This window comes from Pseudomonas sp. Tri1, from assembly GCF_017968885.1.
In the GTDB taxonomy this organism is placed as follows: Bacteria; Pseudomonadota; Gammaproteobacteria; order Pseudomonadales; family Pseudomonadaceae; genus Aquipseudomonas.
Genome location: NZ_CP072913.1, coordinates 685011 through 700525, shown reverse-complemented (window position 1 = coordinate 700525; position 15515 = coordinate 685011). Strand labels below are relative to the sequence as shown.

Genomic DNA, 15515 nt, shown 5'->3' with positions numbered 1-15515 from the left:
TCATCATGTCCAGGTTTTCTGCTGGCACCGCTTTGGGCACTGCCCAGGTTCGCTGCCCCCCGAACGAGCCACGGGTTCGTTTGCGTCATACGGTCGCCGCACTGTGCGGCCTGCTTCTCACGCCCTATGTACTTGCCGATGAGCACGAGCATCACGAGGCTCAGATCGAAGAGCTAAGCCCGACGGTCATCACTGCCATCGCGCCCAGCTCACCCTTGACTGTCGTCACCAACCCCAAGGATCCGCGTCAGCCGGTGCCGGCCAGTGACGGCGGCGACTACCTCAAGACCATCCCCGGCTTTGCCCTGGTGCGCAACGGTGGCACCAATGGCGACCCGGTGCTGCGCGGCATGTTCGGCTCGCGGTTGAACATCCTCACCAACGGCAGCATGTTGCTGGGCGCCTGCCCGGGCCGGATGGACGCGCCGACGTCCTACATCTCGCCGGAAACCTACGACAAGCTCACCGTGATCAAAGGCCCGCAAACCGTACTCTGGGGCCCAGGAGCATCGGCCGGGACCGTCCTGTTCGAGCGCGAGCCGGAACAGTTCGGCGAGCTCGGCACGCGGGTCAACGCCAGTGTGTTGGCCGGTTCCAACGGACGCTTCGACAAGGTCGTGGATGCGGCGGCCGGCGGGCCGCTGGGCTACGTACGAGTGATCGGCAACACCGCCCATTCGGACGATTACCGCGACGGCAACAACGACACGGTGCCGTCGCGCTACGACAAGTGGAACGGCGACGTGACGCTGGGCTGGACGCCGGACGCCGACACCCTGTTGGAGCTGACCGCCGGCAAGGGCGACGGCCAAGCGCGCTATGCCGGGCGCAGCATGGACGGCTCGCAGTTCAAGCGCGAAAGCCTCGGGCTGCGTTTCGAGCGCTCGAACATCGGCGAGGTGCTGGATAAGATCGAGGCACAGGTCTATTACAACTACGCCGACCATGTGATGGACAACTACACGCTGCGCACGCCATCCGGCACCGGGATGATGGCCGGGCCCATGGCTTCCAACGTCGACCGTCGCACCCTTGGCGCGCGCATCAAGGCCACCTGGCGCTGGGCCGATGTGCAACTGATCAGCGGCCTGGACGCCCAGACCAACGAGCATCGCCAGCGCAGCAGCATGGGTGTCGACACCTACAAGGACCTGCCGTACACCAAGGACGCCGACTTCCACAATTACGGGGTGTTCAGCGAATTGACCTGGTACGCCGCCGACCGCGACAGAGTGATCACCGGCGCCCGGCTCGACCGCGCCTCGGCCAAGGACTATCGCCAGAGCATCGGCTCCGGCATGTCGGCCCGGCCCAATCCGACTGCCGACGAGACCCGCGCCGACACCCTGCCCAGCGGTTTCGTCCGCTATGAGCACGACCTCGACGACAGCCCCACCACCCTCTACGCAGGCGTGGGTCACGCACAACGCTTCCCCGACTACTGGGAGCTGTTCTCGGCGAACGCCGGCCCCAGCGGTTCGCTGAATGCCTTCGACTCGATCAAGCCAGAGAAAACCACCCAACTCGACTTCGGCCTGCAGTACAAGACCGAAACCCTCGAGGCCTGGGCATCGGGCTATGTCGGGCAGGTGCGCGACTACATCCTGTTCGACTACACCCCCGGGATGATGGGCACCACCTCCCGAGCCGAGAACATCGATGCGCGGATCATGGGCGGTGAACTGGGTGCGGCCTACAAGCTGACCGAACACTGGAAAGCCGACGCGACCCTGGCCTACGCCTGGGGCAAGAACAGCAGCGACGGCAGCGCCCTGGCACAAATGCCGCCGCTGGACGCACGCCTGGGCCTGACCTACAGCGAAGACCGCTGGAGTGCCGGCGCCCTGTGGCGTGTGGTGGCGGCGCAGCACCGGGTCGACGAGAACAAGGGCAACGTGGTGGGCAAGGACTATGGCAAGAGCTCGGGCTTCGGCGTGTTCTCACTCAACGGCGCCTACCGCATCAACCAGCACTGGAAGGTCAGCAGCGGCGTCGACAACCTGTTCGGCAAAGCCTACGCCGAGCACCTGAACCTGGCCGGCAACGCCGGGTTCGGCTACCCGGCGAGCGACCCGCAAGCCATCAACGAACCGGGGCGCACGCTCTGGACCAAGGTGGATATGAGTTTCTAACCAGCACCGGAGATCTGTCAGCGAGGACACCCACTGTGGGAGCGAGCTTGCTCGCGATAGCGAAGGCACATTCAACATCGATGCAAGCTGATCCATTGCTATCGCGAGCAAGCTCGCTCCCACAGGGTTTTCGTTCCACCTTGACTGACCGCACAACATAACAACCCAATTTGCCCTGCGGAGCGCTTTTCAATGAGCCAACCGAAACCCAATTTCTACAACCTGGCCTGGCGTTGGCATTTTTACGCCGGGCTGTTCGTGGCGCCTTTCATGGTGATGCTGGCCCTGACCGGCATCATTTACCTGTTCAAGCCGCAACTCGACCCACTGATGTACGGCAGCCTGCTGAACGTACCCGCCGGGCATCACACCCTGGCGGCGGACGACTTGCTCAAACAGGTCCGCCAGGCCTATCCCGAAGGCCAGGTCAAACAGTACCTGCCACCGGTCAACGCCGAGCGCAGCGCGCAGTTCGTGGTGATCGACAAAGGCCGGGAACTGAACGTGTTCATCGACCCGTACCATGGTGATGTTCTCGGCGAGCAGGATGCGAAAAACAACCTGCAAGCCATGGCCCGGGCCATCCACGGCGAGTTGCTGATCGGCACGATCGGTGATCGCCTGGTGGAAATGGCCGCTGGCTGGGGTGTGGTGCTGGTGGTGTCGGGGTTGTACCTGTGGTGGCCGCGCGGGCAATCCTCGGCTGGCGTGCTGTGGCCCCGCTGGAGCAGCCGCGGTCGTTTGTTCTGGCGCGACCTGCACGTGGTCATCGGTTTCTGGGGCGCGGCGTTGCTGCTGGTGATGCTGCTCAGTGGCATGACCTGGACCGGCTTCTGGGGCAAGCAATACGCCAACCTCTGGAACCGCTTTCCGGCGGCGATGTGGAACGACGTGCCCAAGTCCGACGTCGAGGCCGGCAGCCTCAACAACGCCCACCGCCAGACCGTGCCCTGGGCCATGGAAAATACGCCGATGCCGATGTCCGGCGACCATGCCGAACACATGGCCCACGGCGGTATGCACCAAGGCCCCGCCGCTCCGACCGTCAGCCTGCAAGCGGTGCAGGACATCGCCAGCGAACGCCAGGTCACGCCCGGCTACAGCATCACCCTGCCGACCACGTCCACCGGCGTGTTCACCGTCTCGGTGTTCGCCGACGACCCGCGCAACGACGCCACCCTGCACGTGGACCAGTACACCGGCAAGGTCCTGGCCGATGTGCGCTGGGCGCATTACAGCGTCGTGGCCCGCGCCACCGAAACCGGGGTGATGCTCCATGAGGGCAAGATGTTTGGCCCGCTGAACCAGATCATCGTGCTGCTGATTTGCCTGATGATCCTGCTCAGCGCCGTGAGTGGCGTAGTGATCTGGTGGAAGCGCCGGCCAGAGGGCAAGTTCGGCGTACCGCCGCTGCGTCACGATCTGCCAACCTGGAAGACCGGGGTCTTCATCATGCTGGCATTGGCGGTGGTGTTCCCGTTGGTGGGGGCTTCACTGGTGGTGGTCTGGTTGCTGGACCGGCTCGTCACCCGGTTCAATCGCCAGCCTGAGGTCGTCTCATCTTCAAGCTGAAGACGGTGCATTAACGGAAGGCGGCGCGAAACCTCTACAATCGCGCCCGTCTTTCGAACTGTGAACATCATCCCCTGTGGGAGCGAGCTGGCTCGCGATGGCGGCAGTACTTCAACAAAGATGCAAGCTGAACCACCGCTATCGCGAGCAAGCTCGCTCCCACAAGGGTTGCGCGCGCCACCCATGATTTGAGTAGATCCATGACCTCGCTAACCCTCTCCCAGCTCGCCTGGACGCCCCTGGGCCATGGCCACTGCCATCACCAGTTCCAGCTGCGTGACGTGACGCTGCAGGTGGCGGCCGGGGAGTTCGTCGGGTTGATCGGGCCCAACGGCAGCGGCAAGACCAGCCTGCTGCGCTGCGCCTACCGTTTCAGCCGACCGGAACGGGGGGAGGTCAAGTTCGAGCATCACAACGTCTGGAAACAGTCCTCGCGCTGGTGCGCCCAACGCATCGCCGTGGTGCTGCAAGAGTTCCCCGACGCTTTCGGCCTGACGGTAGAGGAAGTGGTCGCCATGGGCCGCACACCCCACAAAGGCCTGTTCGATGGCGACAACCTCGAGGACCGCCGCCTGGTCCTCCAGGCACTGCAATCGGCCGGGCTTGAAGGCTTCGGTGACCACGAGTTCGCCACACTTTCGGGCGGTGAAAAGCAACGGGTGATCCTCGCCCGGGCTCTGGCCCAGCAGCCGCAATTACTGATCCTCGACGAACCGACCAATCACCTCGACCCCCACTATCAATTGCAATTGCTGCAACTGATCAAAGGGCTGGGCATCGGCACCCTCGCCAGCCTCCACGACCTGAACCTGGCCGCTGCCTTCTGCGACCGCCTGTATGTGATCGAACACGGGCGCATCGTCGCCAGCGGCGCACCGGCAGAAGTCCTGACCGCCGCGCTGCTACGCGAAGTGTTCGGCATCGACGCCCTGGTGGACGAACATCCCCTGGCCGGCTACCCACGAATCACCTGGATAACCCAACCATGACCCTGCGTTCCCTGCTGTCGCTTGCCCTGCTGCTGGGCAGTACTCACGCTCTGGCCGAGGCCACCCGCTACCCGTTGACGGTCCAGAGCTGCAACCGCCAGGTGGTGTTCAACGAAGCCCCGCGCCATGCCGTCAGCCACGACATCAACATGACCCAGATGATGCTCGCCCTGGGCCTCAAGCCGCGTATGGTCGGCTACAGCGGCATCAGTGGCTGGAAGTCGGTGACGCCCGAGATGGCGAAGATTCTCGATGGCCTGCCGGAACTGGCGGCCAAGTACCCGTCGGTGGAAACCCTGCTCAGTGCCAACGTCGATTTCTTTTTTGCCGGGTGGGACTACGGCATGCGGGTGGGCGGCGACCTGACGCCTCAGACCCTGCAACCGCTGGGCATCAACGTGTACGAGCTGACCGAGTCCTGCGCGTTCGTGATGAAACGTCCGGCGGCCTCGCTGGAAGACACCTACAACGACCTGCGCAACCTCGGCAGGATTTTCGACGTCCAGGATCGCGCCAACGCACTGATCGCCACGATGCAGGCCCAGGTGGCAGAAGTGCGCAAACACCTGCCAACCGACCAGCCCCGGGTGTTCCTGTATGACAGCGGCGAAGATCGCGCCATGACTTCCGGCCGCCTCGGCATGCCCCAGGCCCTGATCGACGCGGCGGGCGGGCGCAACATTCTGGATGACGTGGAGACCAGTTGGACCCGGGTGAACTGGGAGAACGTGGTCGAGCGCAACCCGCAGGTGATCGTGATCGTCGACTACGGCGAAGTCAGCGCCGAGCAGAAGCAGCAATTCCTGCTGGACAACCCGGCCCTGCAAACGGTGGAGGCGATCAAGCAGCGACGCTTCATCGTGATCCCTTACGTGCAGGCCACGCCGGGCATCGATAACGTGCTGGCGGTGCAAACCCTGGCGCAGGGTTTCCACGGCCAATGAACGGTCGTCGCTATGGCGCCCTGCTGGCATTCCTCGGCGCGCTGATGCTGGTGTCGTGTGTGGTGTCCCTGGGCTTCGGTCCGGCGCGGGTGCCGGTGGCGGTGGTCTGGGACATTTTGCTGAACAAGGCTTTCGGTGTAGGTGACGTTCATTGGACGCCGGGCCAGGAACACATTGTCTGGCTGATCCGCGTACCACGCTTGCTGCTCGGTGCCCTGGTGGGCTCCGGGTTGGCGTTGATCGGTGCGGTGCTGCAAGCGGTCACGCGTAACCCGCTGGCCGATCCGCACTTGCTGGGCGTGACGTCCGGCGCGACCTTGGGCGCGGTCATCGTGGTGCTGCATGTCGGCGAGATCGTCGGCCTGCTGACCCTGCCACTGGCGGCGTTTATCGGTGCATTGCTGAGCATGCTGCTGGTGCTGGCCATCGCCAGCCGTCAGGGTCGCCTGGAAAGTGATCGCCTGCTGCTCTGCGGCGTGGCGGTGTCGTTCGTGATGATGGCGGCGGCCAATCTGCTGTTGTTTTTGGGTGATCATCGCGCCAGTTCCGCGGTGATGTTCTGGATGCTCGGCGGCCTGGGCCTGGCGCGCTGGGAGCTGCTGGCGGTGCCGGCCGCCAGTGTGTTGCTGGGGCTGGTATTGCTGCTGGGCATGGCCCGCCCGCTGAATGCGCTGATGGCTGGCGAACAGACCGCCGTGACCTTGGGCTTGAACGCGGCGAAGGTGCGCTTGTGGATCTTCTTGATCGCGTCGTTGATGACCGGCGTGCTGGTGTCCATCAGCGGCTCGATTGGTTTTGTCGGGCTGATGGTGCCGCACATTGCCCGGCGGCTGGTGGGTGCCGAGCATCGGCGGCTGTTGCCGGCCTGCGTGCTGCTGGGCAGCCTGTTCCTGGTGTGGGTGGACGTGGCGGCGCGGACGCTGATCGCGCCGGAAGACTTGCCCATTGGGGTCGCCACCGCCGCTATCGGCGGGCTGTTCTTCATCGGCCTGATGCGCCGCCGCTGAGCTCTACCTGACGTGCAAAACAACCTGTGGGAGCGAGCTTGCTCGCGATGGCGGTAGATCAGTCAGATTAGAAGTGACTGACACACTGCTATCGCGAGCAAGCTCGCTCCCACAGGGGACTTGCAACTCTCTCGCCCCAATGTGGCGCATCCCTTCGCACCAACGCCCGCAACGCGGTCGCTCATGGTGCGTCGCCCGTTTCCCTGCGCCACACCCATCCCGCATTTCCAAGCCTTTTGCCAACCGGGCACACCCCTTGCAAAAGCGCCTTCAGCGTTTGCATCTGCCCTCGAAAAAAACTCAAAAGACCACGGAGATCGCACAATGAAGCGTCGTAGCTTGATCAAGGCTTTTACACTCTCGGCAAGCATTGCCGCGATGGGCATGGCCTGGACCGTCCAGGCTGCCGAGACCATCAAGGTTGGCATCTTGCATTCGCTGTCCGGGACCATGGCGATCTCCGAAACGTCCCTCAAGGACATGGCGCTGATGACCATCGATGAGATCAACGCCAAGGGTGGTGTGAACGGCAAGAAGCTCGAAGCGGTGGTCGTGGACCCGGCGTCGAACTGGCCGCTGTTCGCGGAAAAGGGCCGTCAGTTGCTGACCCAGGACAAAGTCGCGGTGGTGTTCGGCTGCTGGACGTCGGTGTCGCGTAAATCCGTGTTGCCGGTGTTCGAAGAACTCAACGGCCTGCTGTTCTACCCGGTGCAATACGAAGGCGAAGAGATGTCGCCAAACGTGTTCTACACCGGCGCAGCGCCGAACCAGCAGGCGATTCCTGCGGTGGAATACCTGATGAGCGAGGAAGGCGGCAGTGCCAAGCGCTACTTCCTGCTGGGCACCGACTACGTCTACCCGCGCACCACCAACAAGATCCTGCGTTCGTTCCTGCACTCCAAAGGTGTGGCGGACAAAGACATCGAAGAGGTCTACACCCCGTTCGGCCACAGCGATTACCAGACCATCGTGGCCAACATCAAAAAATTCTCGGCTGGCGGCAAGACCGCAGTCATTTCCACAGTCAACGGCGACTCCAACGTGCCCTTCTATAAGGAACTGGCGAACCAGGGCCTGAAGGCCACCGACGTACCGGTCGTGGCCTTCTCGGTGGGCGAAGAAGAACTGCGCGGCATCGACACCAAACCGCTGGTAGGCAACCTGGCGGCGTGGAACTACTTCGAGTCCGTGGATAACCCGGCGAACAAGAAGTTCGTTGATTCCTGGAAGGCCTATGCCAAGGCCAAGAACCTGCCAGGCGCCGACAAAGCCGTGACCAACGACCCGATGGAAGCCACTTACGTCGGTATCCACATGTGGGCGCAAGCGGTGGAAAAAGCCAAGTCCACCGACGTCGACAAAGTCCGCGAAGCCCTGGCCGGCCAGACCTTCGCCGCACCGTCGGGCTACACCCTGACCATGGACAAGACCAACCACCACCTGCACAAGCCGGTGATGATCGGCGAAATCCAGGCCGACGGTCAGTTCAACGTGGTCTGGCAGACCGAAGGCCCGATCCGCGCCCAACCGTGGAGCCCCTTCATCGCCGGCAACGACAAGAAACCTGACTATGCGGTGAAGAGCAACTGAGCCCATGGGTGTCGGTCCGAGCATGACGCTCTGACCGACACAAATCCCTGTGGCAGCGAGCTTGCTCGCGATAGCGGCCCCATGTTCAACACTGATGTGACTGACCCACCGCCATCGCGAGCAAGCTCGCTCCCACATTGTCCGCGCAAGGCGACTCTCTATGCCCACCGCCCTTTACCGCCTCATCCTCGCCCTGGTGCTGCTGTTGCCACTGGAGGCCCACGCCGGTGACGCCGAAGACTTCGTCGCCGCCAACCCGACCCAGCAGGCCAAGCTCCTGGAAACCTGGGCCGCGCAGCCCGAGCCGGAGCGTGTCGAACTGATCAATGCCTTGCAGCAAGGCCAGTTGACCGTCGATGGCCAGCCCAAGACCCTGCGCCTGAACAACCGCTTGCGCGGGCTGATCGAAACAGCCCTGGCCAGCCATCAACTGCTCGCCGTCGATGCCCGCGTACGCCTGGCTGCCGCGCAGCAATTGCAAAAAAGTGCCCGCCCGGCCCAACTGGCCTTTCTCGATCGGCAACTGGCCGGCGAGCAGGACGAAGACGTGCACGCCGCCCTGAGCCTGGCCCTGGCAAACCTGCAACTGGTGGACGCCAACCCGAGCGTGCGCCTGGCCGCCGTGCGGTTGCTGGGGGAAACCGGCGATCCGCTGGCCCGCACCCGCCTCGAAGGTTTGCTCGAACCCGGCGTCGAAACCGATGCCAACGTACGCACCGCCGCTGAAACCAGCCTCAGCCAGGTCAAGCGCAAACTGTTGGTGGGCGAGTTGTTGGGCCAGGCCTTCAGCGGCATGTCCCTGGGCTCGATCCTGCTGCTCGCCGCCCTCGGCCTGGCAATCACCTTCGGCTTGCTGGGGGTGATCAACATGGCCCACGGCGAGATGCTCATGTTGGGGGCCTATTCCACCTACGTGGTGCAGATGCTGTTCCAGCGCTTCGCCCCGAACGCCATCGAGTTCTACCCACTGATCGCCCTGCCGGTGGCGTTTTTCATCACCGCCGCCATCGGCATGGCTCTGGAGCGCACGGTGATTCGCCACCTCTACGGGCGTCCGTTGGAAACCCTGCTCGCCACCTGGGGCATCAGCCTGATGCTGATCCAACTGGTGCGCCTGGTGTTCGGTGCGCAGAACGTCGAAGTCGCCAACCCGGCCTGGCTGTCGGGCGGGATCCAGGTGTTGCCGAATCTGGTGTTGCCGTACAACCGCATCGTGATCATTGCCTTCGCGCTGTTCGTGGTGGTGCTGACCTGGCTGCTGCTGAACAAGACCCGCCTGGGCCTGAACGTGCGCGCCGTCACCCAGAACCGCAACATGGCCGCCTGCTGCGGCGTGCCCACCGGTCGCGTGGACATGCTCGCCTTCGGCCTCGGCTCGGGTATCGCCGGGCTCGGCGGCGTGGCCCTGAGCCAGATCGGCAATGTCGGCCCGGACCTGGGCCAGAGCTACATCATCGACTCGTTCCTGGTGGTGGTGCTCGGTGGCGTCGGCCAGTTGGCCGGTAGCGTGTTCGCCGCGTTCGGCCTGGGCATTGCCAACAAGATTCTCGAACCACAGATCGGCGCCGTACTCGGCAAGATCCTGATCCTGGCGTTGATCATTCTGTTCATCCAGAAGCGTCCGCAAGGTCTCTTCGCGCTCAAAGGACGGGTAATCGACTGATGAACCAGCCCCTGATGCTCACGGCCACGCAAAAGGCCGGCCCCAAAGTCACTCTCGCCGTCGGTGTGCTGATCCTGGCCGTGCTGCTGAGCCTGCCACTGTTGTCGCTGTTGGCGGCGGACAACCCGCTGCATGTTTCGGCATATACCCTGACCCTGGTGGGCAAGATTCTCTGCTACGCCATCGTCGCCCTGGCCCTGGACCTGGTCTGGGGTTATGCCGGCTTGCTCTCCCTCGGTCATGGCCTGTTCTTCGCCCTGGGCGGCTACGCCATGGGTATGTACCTGATGCGCCAGGCCGCCGGTGATGGCTTGCCGGCGTTCATGACCTTCTTGTCGTGGACCGAGTTGCCCTGGTACTGGGCCGGTACCAACAGTTTCCTCTGGGCAATGTGCCTGGTGGTGCTGGCGCCGGGCATGTTGGCGTTGGTGTTCGGTTTCTTCGCCTTCCGCTCGCGGATCAAGGGCGTGTATTTCTCGATCATGACCCAGGCCCTGACCTTCGCCGGGATGCTGCTGTTTTTCCGCAACGAAACCGGATTTGGCGGCAACAACGGCTTCACCAACTTCCGCTCGATCCTGGGCTTTGGCATCACCGAGCCGGGCACCCGGGCGGTGCTGTTCCTGGCAACGGTGCTGCTTTTGGTGGCGAGCCTGTTCATCGGCTGGCGCCTGGCCCGCAGTAAATTCGGTCGAGTGTTGACCGCCCTGCGCGACGCGGAAAACCGCCTGATGTTCTGCGGCTACGATCCCCGTGGCTTCAAACTGTTCGTCTGGGTGCTGAGCGCTGTGTTGTGCGGCCTGGCGGGGGCGTTGTATGTGCCGCAGGTGGGCATTATCAACCCCAGCGAGATGTCGCCGACCAACTCCATCGAAGCCGCCGTGTGGGTCGCCCTCGGCGGGCGTGGCACGCTGATCGGGCCGCTGCTGGGCGCCGGCGTGGTCAATGGCATGAAGAGCTGGTTCACCGTGGCGTTTCCCGAGTACTGGCTGTTCTTCCTCGGTGCGCTGTTCATCGTCGTGACCCTGTATCTGCCCAAGGGCGTGATCGGGTTGCTGAAGAAAAGGGGCGAATCATGAGAATCACGCCAACGGCCGAGTTCATGCTCGAACCGATCCTCGAACCCAACAAAGACCAGGGCAGCAGCCGCGACGCCATCGGCCTCGGCCAGGCGGCGGGCGTTGGCCTGAACACCCGTCACGGCACCATCCTGACCCTGGAAGACATCAGCGTCAGCTTCGACGGCTTCAAGGCCTTGAACGATCTGAACCTGTACATCGGCGTCGGCGAATTGCGCTGCATCATCGGCCCCAACGGCGCGGGCAAGACCACGCTGATGGACGTGATCACCGGCAAGACCCGGCCCAGCCATGGCAAGGCCTGGTTCGGCGAAACCCTGGACTTGACCAGCATGAGCGAGGTGCAGATCGCCCAGGCCGGCATCGGTCGCAAGTTCCAGAAGCCCACGGTGTTCGAAGCCTTGAGCGTGTTCGAAAACCTGGAACTGGCGCTCAAGACCGACAAATCGGTATGGGCCAGCCTGCGGGCCAAACTCACTGGCGAACAACACGCGCGCATCAGCGAAGTGCTGGAAACCATTCGCCTTACCACGTCGGTCAATCGCGCTGCCGGGTTGTTGTCCCACGGGCAGAAACAGTTCCTGGAGATCGGCATGCTGCTGGTGCAGGACCCGCAACTGTTGCTGCTCGACGAACCGGTGGCGGGCATGACCGACGCCGAAACCGAGTTCACCGCCGAGCTGTTCAAATCCCTGGCGGGCAAGCATTCGCTGATGGTGGTGGAACACGACATGGGCTTCGTCGGCGCGATTGCCGACCACGTCACCGTGCTGCATCAGGGCAGTGTGCTGGCTGAAGGCTCGCTGGAACAGGTGCAGGACAATGAGCGGGTGATCGAGGTGTATCTCGGTCGGTAGCCCGGCAAACACTGCCCTCTGTGGGAGCGAGCTTGCTCGCGATGGCGGCGACACATTCAACAAATAAGCAAGCTGACCCACCGCTATCGCGAGCAAGCTCGCTCCCACAAGGGGTTCGAGGAGATCTGAAGATGCTGCAAGTCGACAAGCTGCACCAGTACTACGGCGGTAGCCACATCCTGCGCGGCCTGTCGTTCGACGTGAAGGTCGGCGAGGTGACGTGCCTGTTGGGACGTAACGGCGTGGGCAAGACCACCTTGCTCAAATGCCTGATGGGCCTGTTGCCGGCCAAGGAAGGCGCGGTGAGTTGGGAAGGCCAGGCCATCACCACCTTCAAGCCCCATCAGCGCGTGCATGCCGGCATCGCCTACGTGCCCCAGGGCCGGGAAATTTTCGGGCGGCTGACGGTGGAAGAAAACCTGCTGATGGGCCTGTCGCGGTTTCCTGGCTCTGAGGCCAAGGAGGTGCCGGCGTTTATCTACGAACTGTTCCCGGTGCTGCTGCAAATGAAACAGCGCCGTGGTGGCGACCTGTCCGGCGGCCAGCAACAACAGCTCGCCATTGGCCGGGCCCTGGCCAGCCGTCCACGCCTGCTGATCCTCGATGAGCCCACCGAAGGCATCCAACCGTCGGTGATCAAGGAGATCGGCGTGGTCATCAAGAAACTGGCGGCACGGGGCGACATGGCGATTTTGCTGGTGGAGCAATTCTACGACTTCGCCGCCGAGCTGGCCGATCAATACCTGGTGATGTCCCGGGGCGAGATCGTGCAGCAGGGGCGCGGAGAAAATATGGAAGCCGAGGGTGTGCGCGGGCTGGTTACGATCTAGTCTGTAGCGTCCTGACGATAATCAGAAATCATGAATCTACCTGTTTCTTTAATGGCGCCTTCAGCCCTCTTCACCCCCAGCTGGCATGCCGAGCTGGAACTGGGTTACGCCCGCTTTGGCGACTGCACACGCCCGGTCCAACGTCGCCATAAAGGCCCGCTGCGGGTGCAGAAGCACCTGTACGCCGAAGGCCCCGAGGTGTGCCAGCACATCATCGTCCACCCGCCTGGCGGGATTGCCGGGGGTGACCGCTTGGACATCTCGGCCCACGTCGGCCCCGGCGCCTGGGCGCAGCTGACCAGCCCCGGCGCGGCCAAGTGGTATCGCGCCGCCGGCCCGGCGTACCAGCAACTTAGCCTCAGCGTGGCCGCCGGTGCGACCCTGGAGTGGCTGCCCCAGGAAACCATCGTCTTCAGCGCGGCCCAGGCGCAACTCAGTACGAGCATCGACCTGCAGGGCGATGGGCGGCTGTTCTACTGGGACATGGTTGCCCTGGGCCGACCGGCCAGCGGCGAGCGGTTCGATCTGGGGCATTTCCAGTCGCGCCTGGACATCCGCCGCGACGGCCAGTTGCTGTGGCATGAGCGCCAGCGCATTGTGGGTGGTGATGGCTTGCTCGACTCGCCCATCGGCCTGGGCGGCGATCCGGTGTTTGCCACGCTGCTGGTGACCGGCGAAATCGACAGTGCGCTGCTGGAGCAGTGCCGATCCCTGGGCCATGACGTGCGCGGCGACCTGACCCAATTGCCCGGCCTGGTTGTGGCCCGGTGCCTGGCGAGCGAGGCGTTGCTGGCGCGGGGTTGGTTGATTGAATTGTGGCGGCTTTTGCGCCCGGCGTTGCTCGGTCGGGAGGCGGTCCCTCCCAGAATCTGGAGTACATGAATTTGCTTTTCTGTGGGAGCGAGCTTGCTCGCGATAGCGGAGTGTCAGTCGCCATTCATGTTGAATGTTCTACCCCTATCGCGAGCAAGCTCGCTCCCACAGTGGAATGTGTTTGCCGCGAAGAATTTTTATCTGCCCTTATGGATTGCACATGGACCTGACCCCACGCGAAAAAGACAAGCTGCTGATTTTCACCGCCGGCCTCGTCGCCGAACGGCGGTTGGCCCGTGGCTTGAAGCTCAACTACCCGGAGGCCATGGCCTATATTTCCGCAGCGTTGCTCGAAGGTGCCCGTGACGGCCAGACGGTGGCCGAGCTGATGCATTACGGCACCACGCTGCTGACCCGCGAGCAAGTGATGGAAGGCATCCCGGAAATGATTCCGGAGATCCAGGTCGAGGCGACGTTTCCCGACGGTACCAAACTGGTCACCGTCCACCAGCCCATCGCCTGAGGCCGCGCCATGACTCATCACATTCGTGACGCCCTGCCTGCGGACCTTCCAGCGATCCGTGACATCTACAACGAAGCCGCCTTGAACACCACGGCGATCTGGAACGAACAGGCCGTGGACCTGGCTAATCGCCAAGCCTGGCTCAGCGCCCGGCAATCCCAAAGCTACCCGGTGCTGGTGATCGTCGACGCCAACGAAAACGTGCTCGGCTATGCTTCCTTCGGCGACTGGCGACCTTTCGATGGTTACCGGCACACCGTGGAGCATTCGGTCTACGTGCGCAGCGACCAGCGCGGCAATGGCCTCGGCCCACGGTTGATGACCGCGCTGATCGAGCGTGCCCGGACGTGCGGCAAGCATGTCATGGTGGCCGCCATCGAAAGCGGTAATGCCGCCTCGATCCGCCTGCACGAGCGAGCCGGCTTCATCACCACCGGGCAGATGCCGCAGGTGGGTACCAAGTTCGGCCGCTGGCTTGACCTGACTTTCATGCAGTTGGTCCTCAATCCCGGGGCGCAACCGCCCGTCTTCGACAAGGAGTGATGCCTATGAACCCCGCCCAGTTGCGTCGAGTCCACGCTGAGAGCTTTGCGCATTATCGCCAGGGCCTGATCGATCTGTTGCTCGACGCCGTCGGCTATGGCGCCAGCGTGGGGTTCATGGCTGATCTCAATGCTGCGCAAGCGCGCGCCTATTTCGACGAGGTCCAGGCCAGTCTTGACCAGGGCAACCTGCTGCTGTGGGTGGTGGTCAAGGATGAGCAAGTACAGGCCAGCGTCCAGCTTGCCCTGTGCCAGAAGCCCAACGGCCTCAACCGCGCCGAAGTGCAGAAATTACTGGTGCGCGGCGAGGCCCGCCGCCGTGGCCTGGGCCAGCAATTGATGAGTGCCCTGGAACTCGGCGCACGCCAGCACAAGCGCGGCCTGCTGTACCTCGACACCCAGGCTGGCTCCGAGGCCGAGGCCTTCTACCGCGCCATGGGCTACACCCGCGTCGGTGAACTGCCCGACTACTGCCAGAGCCCGGACGGCACCTACACCCCGACCGCCATTTACTACAAGATTTTGGGACAACCGCAATGATTCCAGGCCAATACCAGGTCCAGCCCGGCGACATCGAACTCAACGTCGGCCGCCGCACCCTGACGCTGAACGTCGCCAACAGTGGTGACCGGCCGATCCAGGTCGGCTCGCACTATCACTTTTTCGAAACCAACGACGCCCTGACCTTCGACCGTGCCGCCAGTCGTGGCATGCGCCTGAACATCCCGGCCGGCACCGCCGTGCGCTTCGAACCGGGCCAGAGCCGCGAAGTGGAACTGGTGGACCTGGCCGGGCATCGCCGGGTGTTCGGGTTTGCCGGGCGGGTGATGGGCGACCTTTAAGCCATGGAGGCCTGTACTGGCCTCATCGCGAGCAAGCTCGCTCCCACATTTGATCGCGTTTCCCTGTGGGAGCGAGCTTGCTCGCGATAAGTGAGCGCAGCGAACGGTTTCAACATTCAATTGAATCTCAAG

15 protein-coding genes are annotated in these 15515 nt (G+C 63.4%); all 15 read left to right on the top strand.

From position 1 onward, the window contains the following. Positions 1–5 precede the first annotated feature (5 nt). The 15 genes from J9870_RS03040 to J9870_RS02970 all read left to right on the top strand — a co-directional run bounded on the left by J9870_RS03040 (position 6) and on the right by J9870_RS02970 (position 15383). Positions 6–2132: a TonB-dependent copper receptor gene (locus J9870_RS03040; protein ID WP_210642647.1), complete on the top strand. Its 2127-nt coding sequence runs from the start codon at positions 6–8 to the stop codon at positions 2130–2132. A gap of 192 nt (positions 2133–2324) precedes the next feature. Further along, complete coding sequence (locus tag J9870_RS03035; RefSeq protein ID WP_210642646.1) at positions 2325–3704, top strand: PepSY domain-containing protein; 1380 nt, start codon at positions 2325–2327, stop codon at positions 3702–3704. Between the two features lie 200 nt (positions 3705–3904). Further along, entirely contained in the window at positions 3905–4693 is a 789-nt protein-coding gene (locus J9870_RS03030; protein ID WP_210642645.1) for an ABC transporter ATP-binding protein, read from the top strand. Further along, a complete protein-coding gene (locus tag J9870_RS03025; protein ID WP_210642644.1) occupies positions 4690–5637 on the top strand; it encodes an ABC transporter substrate-binding protein in 948 nt (315 codons plus the stop codon). The genes J9870_RS03030 and J9870_RS03025 overlap by 4 nt, the downstream gene beginning before the upstream one ends. Beyond that, positions 5634–6644 (top strand): iron ABC transporter permease, encoded by a 1011-nt coding sequence (locus J9870_RS03020; RefSeq protein WP_210642643.1) that lies wholly within the window; start codon positions 5634–5636, stop codon positions 6642–6644. The genes J9870_RS03025 and J9870_RS03020 overlap by 4 nt, the downstream gene beginning before the upstream one ends. Positions 6645–6968: 324 nt before the next feature. Continuing rightward, positions 6969–8234, top strand: coding sequence for an urea ABC transporter substrate-binding protein (urtA, locus tag J9870_RS03015; protein ID WP_025211599.1), 1266 nt, complete (start codon positions 6969–6971; stop codon positions 8232–8234). A gap of 160 nt (positions 8235–8394) precedes the next feature. Further along, positions 8395–9897 (top strand): urea ABC transporter permease subunit UrtB, encoded by a 1503-nt coding sequence (urtB, locus tag J9870_RS03010; RefSeq protein ID WP_210642642.1) that lies wholly within the window; start codon positions 8395–8397, stop codon positions 9895–9897. Beyond that, on the top strand, positions 9897–10976 hold the full coding sequence (urtC, locus tag J9870_RS03005; RefSeq protein ID WP_210642641.1) for an urea ABC transporter permease subunit UrtC: 1080 nt from the start codon (positions 9897–9899) through the stop codon (positions 10974–10976). Before urtB ends, urtC begins: the two co-directional genes overlap by 1 nt. Next, a complete protein-coding gene (gene urtD, locus J9870_RS03000; RefSeq protein WP_210642640.1) occupies positions 10973–11833 on the top strand; it encodes an urea ABC transporter ATP-binding protein UrtD in 861 nt (286 codons plus the stop codon). Before urtC ends, urtD begins: the two co-directional genes overlap by 4 nt. 131 nt (positions 11834–11964) lie before the next feature. After that, positions 11965–12663 carry an urea ABC transporter ATP-binding subunit UrtE gene (gene urtE, locus J9870_RS02995; RefSeq protein WP_210642639.1) on the top strand — a complete coding sequence of 233 codons (699 nt, stop codon included), beginning with the start codon at positions 11965–11967 and terminating at the stop codon, positions 12661–12663. A gap of 30 nt (positions 12664–12693) precedes the next feature. Beyond that, on the top strand, positions 12694–13545 hold the full coding sequence (locus J9870_RS02990; protein WP_210642638.1) for an urease accessory protein UreD: 852 nt from the start codon (positions 12694–12696) through the stop codon (positions 13543–13545). Positions 13546–13696: 151 nt separating this feature from the next. After that, positions 13697–13999, top strand: a complete 303-nt coding sequence (gene ureA, locus J9870_RS02985; RefSeq protein WP_047227360.1) for an urease subunit gamma — start codon at positions 13697–13699, stop codon at positions 13997–13999. A gap of 9 nt (positions 14000–14008) precedes the next feature. Further along, entirely contained in the window at positions 14009–14542 is a 534-nt protein-coding gene (locus tag J9870_RS02980; RefSeq protein ID WP_210642637.1) for a GNAT family N-acetyltransferase, read from the top strand. A 5-nt stretch (positions 14543–14547) separates the two neighbouring features. Next, on the top strand, positions 14548–15081 hold the full coding sequence (locus tag J9870_RS02975; RefSeq protein WP_210642636.1) for a GNAT family N-acetyltransferase: 534 nt from the start codon (positions 14548–14550) through the stop codon (positions 15079–15081). Next, the gene (locus J9870_RS02970; RefSeq protein ID WP_014336352.1) at positions 15078–15383 is read left to right on the top strand and encodes an urease subunit beta; all 306 of its coding nucleotides are present in this window, start codon (positions 15078–15080) and stop codon (positions 15381–15383) included. The genes J9870_RS02975 and J9870_RS02970 overlap by 4 nt, the downstream gene beginning before the upstream one ends. The last annotated feature ends 132 nt before the right edge of the window (positions 15384–15515 follow it).

Excerpts from the sequence above, each read along its gene's own strand:
- J9870_RS03040 (WP_210642647.1), top strand. The coding sequence starts at position 6 with ATGTCCAGGTTTTCTGCTGGCACCGCTTTGGGCACTGCCCAGGTTCGC.
- J9870_RS03035 (WP_210642646.1), top strand. The coding sequence starts at position 2,325 with ATGAGCCAACCGAAACCCAATTTCTACAACCTGGCCTGGCGTTGGCAT.
- J9870_RS03030 (WP_210642645.1), top strand. The coding sequence starts at position 3,905 with ATGACCTCGCTAACCCTCTCCCAGCTCGCCTGGACGCCCCTGGGCCAT.
- J9870_RS03025 (WP_210642644.1), top strand. The coding sequence starts at position 4,690 with ATGACCCTGCGTTCCCTGCTGTCGCTTGCCCTGCTGCTGGGCAGTACT.
- J9870_RS03020 (WP_210642643.1), top strand. The coding sequence starts at position 5,634 with ATGAACGGTCGTCGCTATGGCGCCCTGCTGGCATTCCTCGGCGCGCTG.
- urtA (WP_025211599.1), top strand. The coding sequence starts at position 6,969 with ATGAAGCGTCGTAGCTTGATCAAGGCTTTTACACTCTCGGCAAGCATT.
- urtB (WP_210642642.1), top strand. The coding sequence starts at position 8,395 with ATGCCCACCGCCCTTTACCGCCTCATCCTCGCCCTGGTGCTGCTGTTG.
- urtC (WP_210642641.1), top strand. The coding sequence starts at position 9,897 with ATGAACCAGCCCCTGATGCTCACGGCCACGCAAAAGGCCGGCCCCAAA.
- urtD (WP_210642640.1), top strand. The coding sequence starts at position 10,973 with ATGAGAATCACGCCAACGGCCGAGTTCATGCTCGAACCGATCCTCGAA.
- urtE (WP_210642639.1), top strand. The coding sequence starts at position 11,965 with ATGCTGCAAGTCGACAAGCTGCACCAGTACTACGGCGGTAGCCACATC.
- J9870_RS02990 (WP_210642638.1), top strand. The coding sequence starts at position 12,694 with ATGAATCTACCTGTTTCTTTAATGGCGCCTTCAGCCCTCTTCACCCCC.
- ureA (WP_047227360.1), top strand. The coding sequence starts at position 13,697 with ATGGACCTGACCCCACGCGAAAAAGACAAGCTGCTGATTTTCACCGCC.
- J9870_RS02980 (WP_210642637.1), top strand. The coding sequence starts at position 14,009 with ATGACTCATCACATTCGTGACGCCCTGCCTGCGGACCTTCCAGCGATC.
- J9870_RS02975 (WP_210642636.1), top strand. The coding sequence starts at position 14,548 with ATGAACCCCGCCCAGTTGCGTCGAGTCCACGCTGAGAGCTTTGCGCAT.
- J9870_RS02970 (WP_014336352.1), top strand. The coding sequence starts at position 15,078 with ATGATTCCAGGCCAATACCAGGTCCAGCCCGGCGACATCGAACTCAAC.